The organism is Streptomyces sp. NPDC040622 (assembly GCF_055593965.1).
Genome location: NZ_JBVIXD010000015.1, coordinates 111,757 through 125,741 on the forward strand (window position 1 = coordinate 111,757; position 13,985 = coordinate 125,741).

14 protein-coding genes are annotated in these 13,985 nt (G+C 70.6%); 8 read left to right on the top strand and 6 right to left on the bottom strand.

The window, feature by feature from the left end; genetic code table 11:
- Window positions 1-73 precede the first annotated feature (73 nt).
- The 4 genes from ACZ592_RS35185 to ACZ592_RS35200 all read right to left on the bottom strand — a co-directional run bounded on the left by ACZ592_RS35185 (window position 74) and on the right by ACZ592_RS35200 (window position 2,455).
- The gene (locus ACZ592_RS35185) at window positions 74-499 is read right to left on the bottom strand and encodes an NlpC/P60 family protein (protein ID WP_471585778.1); all 426 of its coding nucleotides are present in this window, start codon (window positions 497-499) and stop codon (window positions 74-76) included.
- 29 nt (window positions 500-528) lie between these two features.
- Complete coding sequence (locus ACZ592_RS35190) at window positions 529-936, bottom strand: VOC family protein (RefSeq protein ID WP_471585779.1); 408 nt, start codon at window positions 934-936, stop codon at window positions 529-531.
- Between the two features lie 120 nt (window positions 937-1,056).
- The gene (locus tag ACZ592_RS35195) at window positions 1,057-1,236 is read right to left on the bottom strand and encodes a hypothetical protein (protein WP_471585780.1); all 180 of its coding nucleotides are present in this window, start codon (window positions 1,234-1,236) and stop codon (window positions 1,057-1,059) included.
- Window positions 1,237-1,705: 469 nt separating this feature from the next.
- Window positions 1,706-2,455 carry a S1 family peptidase gene (locus tag ACZ592_RS35200; RefSeq protein WP_471585781.1) on the bottom strand — a complete coding sequence of 250 codons (750 nt, stop codon included), beginning with the start codon at window positions 2,453-2,455 and terminating at the stop codon, window positions 1,706-1,708.
- Window positions 2,456-2,588: 133 nt separating this feature from the next.
- On the opposite strand from ACZ592_RS35200, the gene ACZ592_RS35205 reads away from it, so the two are divergent.
- Entirely contained in the window at window positions 2,589-3,137 is a 549-nt protein-coding gene (locus ACZ592_RS35205; RefSeq protein ID WP_471585782.1) for a GNAT family N-acetyltransferase, read from the top strand.
- A 212-nt stretch (window positions 3,138-3,349) separates the two neighbouring features.
- Window positions 3,350-3,844: a GNAT family N-acetyltransferase gene (locus ACZ592_RS35210; protein ID WP_471585783.1), complete on the top strand. Its 495-nt coding sequence runs from the start codon at window positions 3,350-3,352 to the stop codon at window positions 3,842-3,844.
- A gap of 188 nt (window positions 3,845-4,032) precedes the next feature.
- Here ACZ592_RS35210 and ACZ592_RS35215 read toward each other — a convergent pair whose 3' ends face one another.
- On the bottom strand, window positions 4,033-4,455 hold the full coding sequence (locus tag ACZ592_RS35215) for a hypothetical protein (protein ID WP_471585784.1): 423 nt from the start codon (window positions 4,453-4,455) through the stop codon (window positions 4,033-4,035).
- A 610-nt stretch (window positions 4,456-5,065) separates the two neighbouring features.
- Here ACZ592_RS35215 and ACZ592_RS35220 point away from each other — a divergent pair.
- Window positions 5,066-7,021, top strand: a complete 1,956-nt coding sequence (locus tag ACZ592_RS35220) for a glycoside hydrolase family 65 protein (protein WP_471585785.1) — start codon at window positions 5,066-5,068, stop codon at window positions 7,019-7,021.
- A gap of 114 nt (window positions 7,022-7,135) precedes the next feature.
- Window positions 7,136-7,756 carry a glycosyl hydrolase family 65 domain-containing protein gene (locus ACZ592_RS35225; RefSeq protein ID WP_471585825.1) on the top strand — a complete coding sequence of 207 codons (621 nt, stop codon included), beginning with the start codon at window positions 7,136-7,138 and terminating at the stop codon, window positions 7,754-7,756.
- A gap of 115 nt (window positions 7,757-7,871) precedes the next feature.
- On the opposite strand, the gene ACZ592_RS35230 is transcribed toward ACZ592_RS35225, so the two are convergent.
- Window positions 7,872-8,486 carry a TetR/AcrR family transcriptional regulator gene (locus ACZ592_RS35230; protein ID WP_471585786.1) on the bottom strand — a complete coding sequence of 205 codons (615 nt, stop codon included), beginning with the start codon at window positions 8,484-8,486 and terminating at the stop codon, window positions 7,872-7,874.
- Between the two features lie 177 nt (window positions 8,487-8,663).
- Between ACZ592_RS35230 and ACZ592_RS35235 the strand changes: the two genes are divergently transcribed.
- The 4 genes from ACZ592_RS35235 (at window position 8,664) to ACZ592_RS35250 (ending at window position 13,851) form a co-directional block, all read left to right on the top strand.
- Window positions 8,664-10,256 (top strand): MDR family MFS transporter, encoded by a 1,593-nt coding sequence (locus tag ACZ592_RS35235; RefSeq protein WP_471585787.1) that lies wholly within the window; start codon window positions 8,664-8,666, stop codon window positions 10,254-10,256.
- A gap of 107 nt (window positions 10,257-10,363) precedes the next feature.
- On the top strand, window positions 10,364-11,497 hold the full coding sequence (locus ACZ592_RS35240; RefSeq protein ID WP_471585788.1) for an FAD-dependent oxidoreductase: 1,134 nt from the start codon (window positions 10,364-10,366) through the stop codon (window positions 11,495-11,497).
- A 213-nt stretch (window positions 11,498-11,710) separates the two neighbouring features.
- Entirely contained in the window at window positions 11,711-12,289 is a 579-nt protein-coding gene (locus ACZ592_RS35245; RefSeq protein ID WP_471585789.1) for a phosphoesterase, read from the top strand.
- Entirely contained in the window at window positions 12,286-13,851 is a 1,566-nt protein-coding gene (locus ACZ592_RS35250; protein ID WP_471585790.1) for an alkaline phosphatase D family protein, read from the top strand. The genes ACZ592_RS35245 and ACZ592_RS35250 overlap by 4 nt, the downstream gene beginning before the upstream one ends.
- Window positions 13,852-13,985 lie beyond the last annotated feature (134 nt).

The window sequence follows — 13,985 nt, forward strand, 5'->3', positions numbered from 1 at the left end:
TGGTGGCAGCTTCTCCCACCCCGTACCGCGCGGCGAAGGCCGTCCCTGAGACCTACGGACAGGGAGGTCGAACTCAGCGGCGCGTGGTCACTCTCTTGGCACCCACTCGTACCCCGTACCGCTCGCGCACCGCGAAGTCCGCCTGTCGCCACACCGCGGGATGCCCGACTTCGGCGCAGAGGTGGAGCAGTGCGTCGTCTCCGACGCAGACGGCGACATGGGCGCCGAAGGCATCAGCGGTCGTGTTGAACAGGAGCAGGTCGAGGGGGCGCGGGTGCGACACGTGGACTGTGGCTTCCGTGTCGCTCCAGAGCTCCGCGGACCGCAGGACCGGAGGGGCCAGACCGAAGTGTCTGAGCACCTCGTATGCGAACAGCTGGCAGTTGGCCCCCGAGGCCAGGCCCGGCCGGGCGGCCACGGCGGCAGAACCCGGGAAGCGTGAACCGTCGTACCGGACGGTCCAGATCTCCGCTGGAAGACTGGTGAACAACGAATCCATGGCGCCATCGTGGCCCGGCCGCAGACAACTCATGAGTCGATCGCGACAAGCTCCACTTCGAAGCCGTCGTCGTTCTCCAGGTAGGCCGCGTAGTGCCCGCTGCCTCCGGCGTAGGGGTGACGTTGGGGGAACATCAGCTGCCAGCCGTGGTGGGCGGCGTCGGCCACCAGCTTGTCGACCGTGCCGGCGTCCTCGACGTGGAAGGCCAGGTGGTTCAGGCCCGGGCGGTGGCGATCGTGCCGTGCGGCGGTCAGGGACGGTGACTGCTCGACGACCACGTACGTCGGCCCGAGCTGCCAGCTGCGTCCGCCTTCCCAGCTCTGGAAGGGAACGTGTCCCAGCTCCAGCAGCAGCCAGCCGAGCGAGGCGAGCGCACGGGGGAGGTCCGGCACCCACAGTTCGATGTGATGCAGCGTGCCGTGCGACGGCCTGCTCATACGGTGACCACCTCTCCCCCACCACGCGCGCACCTCATGAGGCGTCTTTCGCCCGTGCAGTCTGTTCGCAAGGCGGCCCCGCCATCAAGCGGCGGGGCCGCCATAGCGCCGCCGCACGGCCTATCTCCGGCGAACGGGAAGGATCTGGGCGAAGGCGCGTAAGACCGTCGCGCGTTGTTCCGGGGCGGTGCCGCGGACCGCGATGGCCAGGGCGACCAGGAACGTCACAGCGATCACGATGACGACGGCGAGCAGGATCTGAGGGGTTCCGGCAGCGAGTTGAGTCAGGATGGTGGTCATGGCGTTCCTCCGTCGGCAGGCCAGAGCTGGCGGGGCTGGGGCGAGAACCGGAACGCCGGAAAGCCGGTGATCCGGAAAGCCGACTGGCCAACGGAGACGCGTCTGGCATTGAAGGAGTTCCAACGGCACGACAGCGCCGGGACGTTCGGCTTCAATGGTCAGGGGCAGGGCTGCGTCTGGGGTTGGCCCGGTCGGCCGGGGTCACTTCCCGTGCGCGGAGGCGCTCATGCGCCGAAAGTACGCAGCCATGTCCACCACTCCCTGCGGTCGAACCCCATGACGGGTCCGGGCGACACCGTGTCGCACCGCGTACTCCCAGCATGCCCTGTCGACCTCTCCGTGCGCCAGAGGGCAACTACGTTGTATACGTGGGGTGTTACTCACCCAGAGTCATCGGTCCCATGCCTCCGCGCGCCGAACCCGGCCGTCGCCGCAGGGACTGCGGCCAGACAGAACGGCCGCCTCCGCGCTACCGCCGAATGACCGAGTGGATCCACGAGAGCTGCCGGGAGATCTCCCCGGCCTCGGCGATCTCCTCCCGGTCGGAGCCGTCGAAGACTCCGACGAGACGTTCGGTGCCTCGCGGGCCGACGCTCATCACCGGGCCCCCGGAGTCGCCACCGGCCGGAATCCCGGAGACCTTCTCCATGCAGAAGTCCGAGCCGCCGGGAGCGGTGTGTCCCTCGCACCGGCGGTCGTCCGGTCGTACGACCCGCAGGTCCGACTGCTTGAGCACGGGAGACTGGCAGGCGTTCTCGTCCCCGGCGCAGGTGGCGCCCCACCCGTACACCCGCACCGCCTGGCCGGGGCGGACGGGGGCCGTGACCAGGCGGGCCGGGCGGACCTTCATCGGCGCGACCTTGACGAGCATCATGTCGGCGTCCGCACTTCCCACCCGCTTGCCGGGCACCGGGCGAACCGTGTCGCCTTTGCGCATGTCGAGGTTGCCGACCCGGAAGGAGATGCGCCTGTCCGAGACCGGCTGCGCCTGATCGAAGAAGCAGTGCGAGGCACTGATGATCCACTGGCGTGAGACAGCTGTCCCGGTGCACTCCGGTTTTCCGTCGACGAGCATGCGTACCGCCCACGGGCCGTAGGTGCTCTTCGATCCACCGATCACGGCGGAGGCCGGAGCGGCCGACAGCGGCGCGCCCGCGACCAGCGGCAGGGCCACCGCCAGCAGCACGCGCACACGACGCACCAGAACACGACGCACCATGGAGAACAGCTCCTCGCAGCGAGATACGGCAATACGGGTAGTGAGACAGCGCTGAACCGAACCGTTCCACGCGAGCCGTACGACGCCGCGGTACGACACAGGTGATCGGCTGCGCTGCGATAGGTTGCCCGCCATGGCTGAACTGGGAACCGTCACATGGCCACCTGCTCCGATACGGACCGAACGGCTCGTGCTCCGCGTGTCCGAGGCCCGGGACCGTGCGGCGTTCATCGAGCTGTTCGCCTCACCGGAGGCGCACACCTACCTCGGCGCCCCTCGGTCACGCGACGAGCTCGAAGGCGCGATGCCTGAGCTACCCGGGTACCGGCCCGGCGTTTTCGTGGTCGACGTCGACGGGGCGATGATCGGCACGGTCTCGCTCGACCGACGTGACGCGGAGCGTCCGGGGCACGTCCGTCCGGACGCCGGGGAGCCCGAACTCGGATACATGTTCCTGCCGCAGGCATGGGGACACGGGTACGCCGCCGAGGCGTGCGCGGCGGCACTCGACTGGTTCGTCGGCGTACTCCCCGGCGAACCAGTGGTGCTCTGTACCCAGACCGCCAACATCCGCTCGGTGCGGCTGGCCGAGAAGCTGGGGTTCACCGAGGTGGAGCGGTTCGAGGAATTCGACGCCGAGCAGTGGTTCGGGGTGTGGCGCTCGGTCACACCGTCCGCTTGAACATTCTTCCGGGACATGCGGCACCCACCGCCGACGCTCCGTCGCCGAACGGTCGCTCGGCTTGGCCCCGTCGCCCCATGAGATACCCGCCAGGGCCGGTTCGTGCAGGCGGTGGGGCGTGGAGGAGGGAAGACGTGGGCGCGTGCGGCGATCACGACCTACGTGGCGGGCGGATTGGCGACCTCGCGTGAAGGCTCGGTTAAAGTCGGGCCATGTCTGCCGAGCCCGTCCCTGTTCCCGTTCTCGCGTTGCGTCCCGCGACGCGCGCCGACCTGCCCGTGGTGCTCGCTCTGATCGCTGACGAGGAGCGGGCGGTGGATCCGGCGACGGTCGTGGTCACGGAGGCGTACGAGAGCGCCTTCGCGGCGATCGAAGCGGACCCACGCAACGAGATATTGGTCCTGGTGGAGGAAGCCCACGGCCAGGGTGAGAACGGGATCGTGGTGGGATGCCTGCAGGCTACGTACATCCCAGGGCTCGGCAGAGGGGGCACCGACCGGGCCCTGATTGAAGCGGTACGGATTCGCGCGGACCGGCGAGGCTGCGGGCTGGGCCGCATCTTGATGGAGCGTGTGATCGGTCGGGCACGCGAGCGCGGCTGCGAGCTCGTCCAGCTGACGAGCAACAAGCAGCGCGATGACGCTCACCGCTTCTATGCCGGGCTCGGCTTCGTCCGCAGCCACGACGGGTTCAAGCTCGGGCTCTAGAACCCTGTGCCGGACGACGAAGCGTCCGGCACAGGGCCTGGGATCACTCCGTCGAACTGCTTCCGCGGGCGCCGCGGTTCGGGCCGAATCTGCCGACCGGCAGCAGACCCTGGCGACAGGCAGCCGGGCGGCGGCCGGCACACGGTGTCATGCGAACCTCCCTGCGGACGGCAGGAGGGGGCCCTTCGTCACGCAGTCGGTGCGGACGTGAGGTTCAGGGCGCGGACGAGGGCGTCCTCGGTTTCCGCGCTGAAGAACCCCGTTATGCCGCGCATGAGTTGAAGCGCGGTCCGTACGCCCGCAGGGAGCGGTACGGGCATGTCCGTGGTGGGCACGACGTGCTTGTCCGAGGCGGTGCGCGCCGCCTCCAGGTGGGCCTTGGCTCGGCTCAGATCGCCGCTGCCCGCATGCTGGACGGCGCATGTCAGGTCGTGCGCGGCGCAGCGCGAAAGGTCGAGGAGCGCCTGGAGGGCGGAGGTTTCCGTGGCGTCGGGGAGTGCGGGCGCCAGGGTGTGATCGTGCACCGCGGCGCTCAGGTGGCCGCCTGCCCGGTCGAGGATCTTCACGATGGCGGACAGCCGACCCGCTTCCAGGATTGTTTGAGATACCACGCTGAATCCCTTCATCAACTCGATGACCGATTTCGTAACTCAAGCGTTATCACCCCGTTCGGTGCGGTGCGAACCTCCCTGTGGGGGCGCACTGCATGCGCAGAGGGAGCCTCCGCGGCGCACGGACGGAAGTTGAGGCACAGGGCGGCGCACATCCGGTCGACGCCGGCTCGGCGAGGAGGAGCTTCCCGCGTCCGCGTCGACGCCCCTGCCACCGCTGCCTCACGGCCACCTCACCCCGGCTCCGCCACGAGTCGATCGAGAACCCCGTGACACCGACGGCGAGGGGCGCGGCCCGGGACACCACAAGGGCCCGGGCCAGGGGGACGAGGATGCGGGGCAGGTCGATGGGGCGGCGCGCGTCGGGGCGCTGGCGGCGCAGCAGGAGGAATCAGGAGATGACCGGGAGGCGCGTGGGGATGTGGCCGAGGTTGCCGGTGACGGTGACCGCCGGCGCGACGACGCTTTCCCCGGCGTGACCGGCCACGCCAGCCGTGCCGTGCCGTCACACCGACCACCGAGCGCGGCGCGCATCCCCTCACTTGCGTCCAAGAGGCCGGCACGCCAGTCCATGGCCGTGACCAGTCGGCACCCCGAATCCTCGAATGTCGTGCCCACCACATTCACGGCTGGCCTCCAACGGCTGCGCAAGCCCCTCACGCTCGCCACCTCCCTCTGCCTGAGTCTGGCTCTCCTGCCCGCCGGTGCCGCCGCGATGCCGACCACGCGGTTCCCATCCGGCTCCGACGGAACGTCACCGACGACGCTCACCACCCGCACGTACGCGCCCGCCGACTACCGGCGCCAGCCGTTCGTCGGCAACGGCTACCTGGGCCAGCGCATCCCGGCCACCGGTACCGGCTACCAGGGCGACATGGGCAGGACGGGCTGGCCACTGTACGAACAGCGGTACGCCGGCGCCTTCGCCGCGGGCTTCTATCACCGCACCAAGGACGACGACGAATTCATCGCCGCCGTACCCAGCTGGTCAACGCTGACCGTCGGCGTCGGAGGCCACACGCTCACCCCGAACGCGGCGCCCTCGACGATCAGCGACTACCGTCAGACCCTGGACATGCGCCGGGCCGCGGTCTCCACCGCGTTCACCTGGACCCCCGAGGCGAACCGGCCCACGGGCGTCGAGTTCGATGTGCTCAGCCATCGCTCACGTGCCGCGCTCGGCATGGTTCGCGCCCGCATCACCCCCGGCTGGTCAGGGAGCCTGGACGTCAGCGCGCTGCTCGACGGGGCCGGCACCCGTAGGGCCGTGGCCGACGACCGCGCCGCCGACAGCGCCAAGGGCACCTTCGAGGTCACCGTCCGCGCCGAAGGCACCGACCGCCGCCGGACCGAAGCGGCCACCCTGACGCCGGCGCCCGGCACCCCCGTCAGCGCCAGTCACGCCATCCTGCCCCGCGGCGACACCTTGGCCACCAGGACCACCGCGGGCCAGAAACTCACGGTCGACGTACAGGCGGGCCACACCTACGAGTTCGTCAAGTACGTCGGTGTGGCCGGCCAGACCGGGCAGGCCCGCAGCGCGGTCCGCGAGGCGTCCCGTACCGGATGGCCACGGCTCCTCCGCGAGCACGAAGCCGCTTGGGCGGACCTGTGGGAGCCTCGCATCGAGACGTCCGGCTCCCCGACACGCGCGGCGACCGTCAACTCTGCCTTGTACAGCCTGTATTCGAGCGTACGCGCAGGCCAGCGGGGGAGCTTGAGCCCGTCGGGACTGAGCGCCGAGACGTATGCGGGGCAGGTGTACTGGGACGCCGACACCTGGATGTTCCCCACGCTGCTCGCCCTGCACCCCGAACTCGCCCGCAGCGTGGTCGACTACCGCTTCCACACCCTGGACCAGGCACGGCGCAACGCCGCATCGGTCGACCGCAAGGGCGCCGTCTGGCCCTGGACGGCGGGGCCGTCCGGGCTGTGCAGCGGCGTCGGCCCCTGCGTCGACTACCAGGACCATCTGCAGAACGAAATCGCCCTCGCGCAGTGGCAGTTCTTCCAGGCCACCGGCGACAAGAAGTGGCTGCGTGAGCGCGGCTACCCCGTCCTGAAGGAGATCGCCACCTACTGGGCGGGCCGGGTACGCCGCGACGACAAGGGTGCCTACCACGTGGACCGCGTTTCCGGAGCCGACGAGTACGCCTCACACGTCGACGACCACGCCCTCACCAACGGCGGCGCGGCGGTGTCCTTGCGTAACGCGGCCACCGCGGCGCGGCTGCTGGGCGATGAGGCACCGGCCGAGTGGGCCCGCATCGCCGACGGGCTCGTCCTGCCGACCGATGCCGATGGCTCGCACCCCGAGTACGCCGGATACGACGGCCGCAAGATCAAGCAGGCCGACACGGTGCTGCTCACCTACCCCTACGACCTGGTCAAGGGCAAGGGCGCGCAGGCCGACCTGGACCGCTACGCGCCGGTCACCGATCCGGACGGGCCGGCGATGACGGACTCGGTGCACGCGGTGATCGCCGCTCAGCTCGGCGCCCCCGGCTGCCAGACGGACACCTATCTCGACCGGTCCTGGCGCCCGTTCGCCAAGGCTCCGTTCTAGCAGTTCTCCGAGGCGCGGGGCGACAAGGCCGGGGACAACGCCGCAGAGCCCGCCTTCACGTTCCTGACCGGCGCCGGCGGGTTTCTGCAGACCTTCCCCTACGGCCTCGCAGGGCTGCGCTGGGACCACGAGGTGCTGCGCCTGGACCCGATGCTCACCCCCTCACTCGCGGGCGGCGTCACCCTGCGCGGACTGCACTGGCAGGGCCGCCGGATCACGGTCGCCCTGGGCGCCCGCCACACCCGGATCACGCTCGACGACGGTGCGCCGCTGACCGTGCGACTGCGCGACGGTGAGCACCGGCTGAGCTCCGGCAGGCCCCTGACCACCACGACCCGCCGCCCCGATCTCATCCCGACCGACGATCTGGCCGGCTGCCGGTCGGTGCGCGCCGACAGCGAGACGGCCGGCGGCTACGCCGAAGCCGCGGTCGACGGGAGCGGCGCCACGGCCTGGACCACCGCGGACCCGCAGGGACGGCTCACCCTGACCCTGCCGCGCAAGTCCACGGCAACCACAGCGCGCATCAGCTTCGGCGCCACTCGGCCGGACTCCGTCACCCTGGAAGGCCGTACGGGGCAGGGAAGGTGGCGCGAGCTCGCCACCGCCACCCCCGCCGCGAGTGGGCCACTGCGCCTCGCCCTGCCGCGCCTGCGCACGGACGCGTATCGGCTCACGGTGCAAGCCGAGGAAGCGGGCAGTCAGGTCACGTCGCTGGAACTGCACCCGTCCTGAAACAGCTCACGGGACGGAACGGCTCCCGGCCACCCCGCGCACGCGCGCGACGGCCGGGAGCCGTCCCTCTTGCGGAGATGTCACTCCCCGCCCGGCGGCCGAGAGGGAGCGCCGTTCACCGGTCGTCGGCCAAGGCGGTCCAGCCCTTTTCGAGGAGGTCGAAGGCTCGGGTGACGGCCTGCCGGGTGTCGTCTTGACCACGGGCGGCGCGGGGGGCCTCCAGGGCGAAGTGGGCCAGGGCGGCGCAGGCGGGATCGCCCTCGGGAAGGCCGCTCTCCTCCGCGATGACCTGGGCCAGGGCCTCGGAGTGCCGCAGCCACATGGCCTGTTGGTAGTCGCGCAGTGCCGGGGTGGCGTTGATCAGGCCGAAGAAGGCGGCGAAGCGGGGGTCGCCGTCGGCGGCGGCCATGCGGCGGCGCAGCGCGTGCTCGCGCAGGGCCGCGGGGATCGACCGGCCCTCGGGGCGCTCCCGTACGGAGGCGAGCAGTTGGGCTTCGTGATCCGCTTCCTCGTCGAAGACCAGGGCTTCCTTCACCGGGAAGTGCTTGAACAGGGTGGTGGTGGACACGTCGGCGGCGTCGGCGATCTCCCGGATGCCCACGTCGTCGTATCCGCGCTCGAGGAACAGGCGCAGGGCCGCGTCGGCGATGGCCTGTCGGGTGGCGGCCTTCTTGCGTTCGCGTCGCCCCGGCGGGGCCGGCTGCGCGGCGGAGGTGTCTGTCTCGGGCATACCCGGAGTCTACCCTTCGGTTGCCCAACTTCAAAAGTGCAACAGTTGCACTTAGTGAGTTGGTGTGCTCTTCTGGAGCAGCGGCCAGTGGGCCACTGCCCCGCCGTCCCTCCTCTTCTTCGTCCCTCCCTTCCTGTTCTCAGTCCCTCCCTTCATGCCCGAAAGGAGCGATCAGCCATGTCTGCATCCCTCCCCTCCACCGAACCGGCTGTACCGGACGCACCGGCTGTCCTGGACGCACCGGCCGTACCGACCGCACCGAAGAACGTGCGCTGGGTCCTGCTCGGCGTCATGCTCGCGATGCTCCTGTCGATGCTCGACAACATGGTCGTCAGCACCGCGATGCCCACGATCGTCGGCGACCTGGGCGGCCTGGACCACATCTCCTGGGTGGTGACCGCGTACACGCTCGTCACCGCCGTCACCACTCCCGTGTGGGGCAAGCTCGGCGACCTGGTCGGCCGCAAGCACGTGTATCTGGCGTCCATCGCCGTGTTCATCGTCGGGTCCGCGCTGTGCGGAGCCGCGCAGTCGATGGGCGAGCTGATCGCCTTCCGCGTCGTGCAGGGCATCGGCGCCGGCGGCATCGGAGCGGGAGCCTTCGCCCTGATCGGAGCGCTCGTGCCGCCGCGCGAGCGCGGCAAGTACCAGGGCATGACCGCCTCGGTCATGGCGATCGGCACGATCGGCGGCCCGCTCCTCGGCGGGTTCGTCACAGGTCACTTCGACTGGCGCTGGGCCTTCTACATCAACCTGCCGCTCGGCCTCGTCGCCCTGGTGTGGCTCTGGCTGATGCTGGACATCCCCGTCACGCGCATCAAGGCGAAGACCGACTGGGCCGGCATCACCCTGCTCACCCTCTCCATCACCGCGATCGTGCTGGCCGCCACCTGGGCGGGCACCACCTACGCGTGGGGCTCCTGGCAGATCCTCGGCCTCGGCGCTGTCGCCGTGCTCGGTCTCGCCGCGTTCATCCGGGTCGAGAGGAGTGCCGGTGAACCGCTGATGCCGCTCGGCGTGTTCACGGGGCACCGCAACTATCCGCTGGCCATGGTCATGATCCTCGTCGCCGGTGTGGTCATGTTCGGCACGGGCCTGTACCTGCCGCTGTTCCAGCAGACGGTCCAGGGCGCCTCCGCCACCAACTCCGGGCTGCTGATGCTGCCGATGATGATCCCTGTCGTGATCGTCTCGACCATCGCGGGAAAGGTCATGGCCGCCACCGGCAGGTACAAGGTCTTCCCCGTCGTCGGCACCGTGTGCCTGACGGCCGGCCTGGGGCTCCTCGCCACCATGGACACCGGCACCTCACACCTGCTGACCAGCCTGTACATGGTCCTCGTGGGCGTCGGCCTGGGTTTCACGATGCAGATGTCCACCACCATCGCGCAGAACAGCGTCTCGCTGCGCGACATGGGCGCCGCGATGAGCTCGGTCAACCTGTTCCGCACCCTGGGCGGGTCACTCGGCGTCGCCGTCTTCGGGTCGCTGTTCACCCGCGCCGTCCAGCCCCACCTGCCCGCCGGCGCCGACACCGCACCCGACGCCCTGCACCGGCTGCCCGCCACCGTCAAGAACGCCTACGTCAACGGCGTCACCACCGGCACGGGCCACATCTTCCTGATCGCCGCGATCCTGTGCGCGCTCGCCTGCCTCGCCGCGCTCTTCGTCATCGAGGTCCCGCTGAAGAAGGCGGGCCCGCCCGCGCCTGCCCGTACCGCAGACAGTGCGGACACCGCGGACAACTCCCCGGTACGCGCGGCGAACTGACGCCCGCACGCGCAGACCCCGCACCCCGCACCCCGCAGCCCGCAGCCGCACGTCCAACACGCCCGCACGGCGACACACCGCCGTGCAAGACGAACGGAGCACCAGCCATGAACACCACCACTCCCACACCCCGCATCGCCATCATCGGCGCCGGTCCCGGAGGTCTGACCTGTGCCCGGATCCTCCAGCGGCACGGCATGGCGGTCACCGTGCACGACCACGAGAGCGGGCCCGACGCCCGCGATCAGGGCGGCACCCTGGACCTGCACGAGGACAACGGCCAGCTCGCCCTGCGCGAAGCCGGACTGCTGGACGGGTTCCTCCGGCTCTCCCGCCCCGAGGGCCAGGAGATGCGCCAGCTGAACCCGGCCGCCGAGGTCCTCTTCCACCACACCCCCGAAGCCGACGAACGCTTCAAGCCCGAGATCGACCGAGGCCGGTTGCGCGATCTGCTCCTCGACTCGCTGGAGCCCGGCACCGTGCGCTGGGGACACACCCTTCGGTCCGTCGAAGGGCCCGCGCACGGGCCTCGACGGCTGCACTTCGGCGACGGCACCACGAGCGAGGCCGACCTCGTCGTCGGCGCCGACGGCGCCTGGTCCAAGGTCCGCCGCGCCATCTCCCCGGCCCTCCCCCGGTACACCGGTGTCAGCTTCCTCGAAGCCTGGTTCCACGACGTCGACCACCGGCACCCCGACATCGCCGCGCTCGTCGGCCAGGGCGGTGCTGCCGCCGCCGACGGCGACCGCGGGCTGTTCGCCCAGCGCAACAGCGGCGACCACATCCGCGTCTACGTCATCCAGCGCGTCCCCGCCGACTGGATCAACGCGAGCGGTCTGACCGTCCAGGACACCGACGGCATCCGCGCCCTCCTCCTGGACCGCTTCCGCGACTGGTCGCCCCGCATGCGCCAGCTGCTCACGGACAACGACGGCCGCTACGTCGACCGCCCGATCCACGCCCTGCCCGTCCCCCACACCTGGGAGCAGAACCCCACGGTCACCCTGCTGGGCGACGCGGCCCACCTCATGCCCCCGCTCGGCGTCGGCGTCAACCTCGCCATGCTCGACGCCTGTGAACTCGCCCTCGCCCTCGCGAACAACTCGACCGTCGACGAAGCCATTCGGGCCTACGAGGCGACGATGCGGCCCCGCTCCGAGGAGATGCAGAAGCTGCTCGACAACGGCGCCGAGGAACTGCTCTCCACCGAACTCCCCGACTTCGCCACCGAAAGCCACTGACTGGCCGCTGCCTGGCCAACTGATTGACCGCTGACCGGCCGCTGACCGGCCGCTGCCTGGGCTCGGGGAGCACGCGCGAGCCGGTGAACCGGCGGCAGACGGCCACATGCAGTGCTGTGTGCGGCGGTAACAGAATTCGCCGGAATGCTTCTCCTGGTTCATGCGGGGCTGGTGGGCTGACCGCGCTCAACTCACCGATCACAGGAGGCGTGCGTGAATCTCGTCGTCAACGGCGACGCGGAGAGCGGGTCCGGCGGCAGTGCCGACCCCGTCTCGAAGGTCCGCGGCTGGAAGGTCGCCCAAGGAGCCCCCGCGCTCATCGCCTACAGCCTCGGCGGCGGCTATCCGACCGCGTCGGACCCCGGCCCGGCCCACCGCGGCAGCCGCTTCTTCTCGGGCGGCAACAGCCCGCGCACCGCGCTGGTGCAGGACATCGACCTGCCCAGGAGCGGTCCTACCGGACGCCGCGCCGTCGACGCGGGCAAGGTCCGCTACACGCTGGCCGGCTGGCTCGGCGGCTTCGCCGGACAGGAGGACGGCGCGCGCCTCTCCGTGGAGTTCCGCGACGCCGCAGGCACCCCGGTCGCCCTCAGCGTCCTCGGCCCCGTCGGCGCGGCCGACCGGCAGGGCAGGACCGGGCTCCTGGAGCGCACCGCCGAGGCAGCCGTGCCGCCTTCCGCCCGCTCGGCGCGGGTCCTGCTCGTCTTCACGCGCAGCGGCGGCGGCACCTCCAACGACGGCTACGCGGACGCCCTTTCCCTCACCCTCAGCGCCACCGGAGGCCGCCGATGACCGTCAACCGACGTGACCTGCTCAAGTCCGCAGCGGCCGCCGGCGCGCTCGGCCTGGCCTGGCCGCTCGCCACGGGCCTGACCCCGGCGCAGGCCCGCGAGGCCGCCGAGAACCTGGGTGCCGAGTACGACCGCGCGCCCTTCACGCTCGGCGTCGCCTCCGGTGACCCGCAGCCGCACTCCGTGCTGCTGTGGACCAGACTCGCGCCCGAACCGCTCGCCGCCGAGCAGAGACTTCCCGAGGTCGTCGAGGTCGAGTGGGTCGTCGCCAAGGACGCCCGGCTGCGCCACGTCGTCGCCCGGGGTACGGCACCCGCGTCGGCGACGCTCGGCCACAGCGTGCACGTTCCGGTGAGCGGCCTCGCTCCGGGCCGCCACTACTGGTACGCGTTCAAGGCGCTCGGCAGGACCAGCCGTGTCGGGCGCACGAAGACGGCGCCGCGCGGCCGCGTCTCCAAGGTCACCTTCGCGGCCGCCAACTGCCAGGCGTTCCACGACGGTTTCTACGCCGCCCATCGCGGCATCGCCCGCGAGAACGTCGACTTCGTCATCCACCTCGGCGACTACATCTACGAGCACGGCCAGGTCGGCGGCGTACCCGAGGATCACGTGCGGGACCACGACGGCCCGGAGATCCTCACGCTCGCCGACTACCGCAAGCGGCACGCCCTGTACAAGGGCGACAAATCGCTGCGCGAGGCACACGCCGCCCACCCGTGGTTCCTGACCTGGGACGACCACGAGGTCGTCAATGACTACAGCGGAACCGGCGGCGGCGCTCCGTTCATGCGGCGCCGCGCGGCCGCGTACCAGGCGTGGTTCGAGCACATGCCGCACCGCGACTCCTTCGGCGGGTCCGCGCTGCCCGACCCGGAGATCCACCGGGTGCGGCGCTGGGGCGACCTGTTGGAGCTCGCCGTCCTCGACCTGCGCTCGTACCGCTCGGCGCAGAACCTGCCCGACGGCACCATCCTGGGCACCGAGCAGAAGGCGTGGCTGAAGAAGACCGTCGACCGCGCCCCCGACGCCTGGCACGTATGGGCCAACTCGATCATGCTGAGCCAGCTCCGGGGCCGTCCCGGCGGCTCGTACATGTTCACCGACCAGTGGGACGGCTTCCTCGCCGAGCGCAAGGAGGTCCTCGGGCACGTGCACGACAGTGGTCTGGAGGACCTGGTCGTCATCACCGGTGACTGGCACTCGGCGTTCGTCGACGACATCCGCACCGACTTCGACGAACCGGAATCCCCCTTGCTGGGCACGGAGTTCACCGCGCACTCGGTGACCTCCGGCGCGTACTCCGCGGACTGGAACGCGACCAACGGCCCCCTGATGGGCAAGGCCAATCCACACCTGAAGTACTTCGAGGGCAACCGGTACGGCTACGACGTGTACGAGGTGACGCCGGAGCGGTTCAGCGCGCACATGCGGGTCGTCGGCGACCGCCGGGACCCGCGCTCGCCCCTCACCACCCTGACCACGTTCCATGTGGACCGGGGCAAGGCCGGGTCCTACGAGGACGAGGACACGAAGGGATCGCCCGCGCAGTACCGCAGGGACTGACCCCCGGCTCCTGACACCGGGCTCCGTCGTGGGCCGGGCCGAGGGAAGGGGGAAGGGCACCACCGGGGGGGCCTGGGGCGGGTTTGGTTTTTGGTTGTCCCCTCCCCCGCGGTATGTTGTTTAGTGGGACCCCA

What these genes read in the sequence shown, in the direction of transcription:
- ACZ592_RS35185 (WP_471585778.1), bottom strand. Translation starts at nt 499, where the DNA reads ATGGATTCGTTGTTCACCAGTCTTCCAGCGGAGATCTGGACCGTCCGG.
- ACZ592_RS35190 (WP_471585779.1), bottom strand. Translation starts at nt 936, where the DNA reads ATGAGCAGGCCGTCGCACGGCACGCTGCATCACATCGAACTGTGGGTG.
- ACZ592_RS35195 (WP_471585780.1), bottom strand. Translation starts at nt 1,236, where the DNA reads ATGACCACCATCCTGACTCAACTCGCTGCCGGAACCCCTCAGATCCTG.
- ACZ592_RS35200 (WP_471585781.1), bottom strand. Translation starts at nt 2,455, where the DNA reads ATGGTGCGTCGTGTTCTGGTGCGTCGTGTGCGCGTGCTGCTGGCGGTG.
- ACZ592_RS35205 (WP_471585782.1), top strand. Translation starts at nt 2,589, where the DNA reads ATGGCTGAACTGGGAACCGTCACATGGCCACCTGCTCCGATACGGACC.
- ACZ592_RS35210 (WP_471585783.1), top strand. Translation starts at nt 3,350, where the DNA reads ATGTCTGCCGAGCCCGTCCCTGTTCCCGTTCTCGCGTTGCGTCCCGCG.
- ACZ592_RS35230 (WP_471585786.1), bottom strand. Translation starts at nt 8,486, where the DNA reads ATGCCCGAGACAGACACCTCCGCCGCGCAGCCGGCCCCGCCGGGGCGA.
- ACZ592_RS35235 (WP_471585787.1), top strand. Translation starts at nt 8,664, where the DNA reads ATGTCTGCATCCCTCCCCTCCACCGAACCGGCTGTACCGGACGCACCG.
- ACZ592_RS35240 (WP_471585788.1), top strand. Translation starts at nt 10,364, where the DNA reads ATGAACACCACCACTCCCACACCCCGCATCGCCATCATCGGCGCCGGT.
- ACZ592_RS35250 (WP_471585790.1), top strand. Translation starts at nt 12,286, where the DNA reads ATGACCGTCAACCGACGTGACCTGCTCAAGTCCGCAGCGGCCGCCGGC.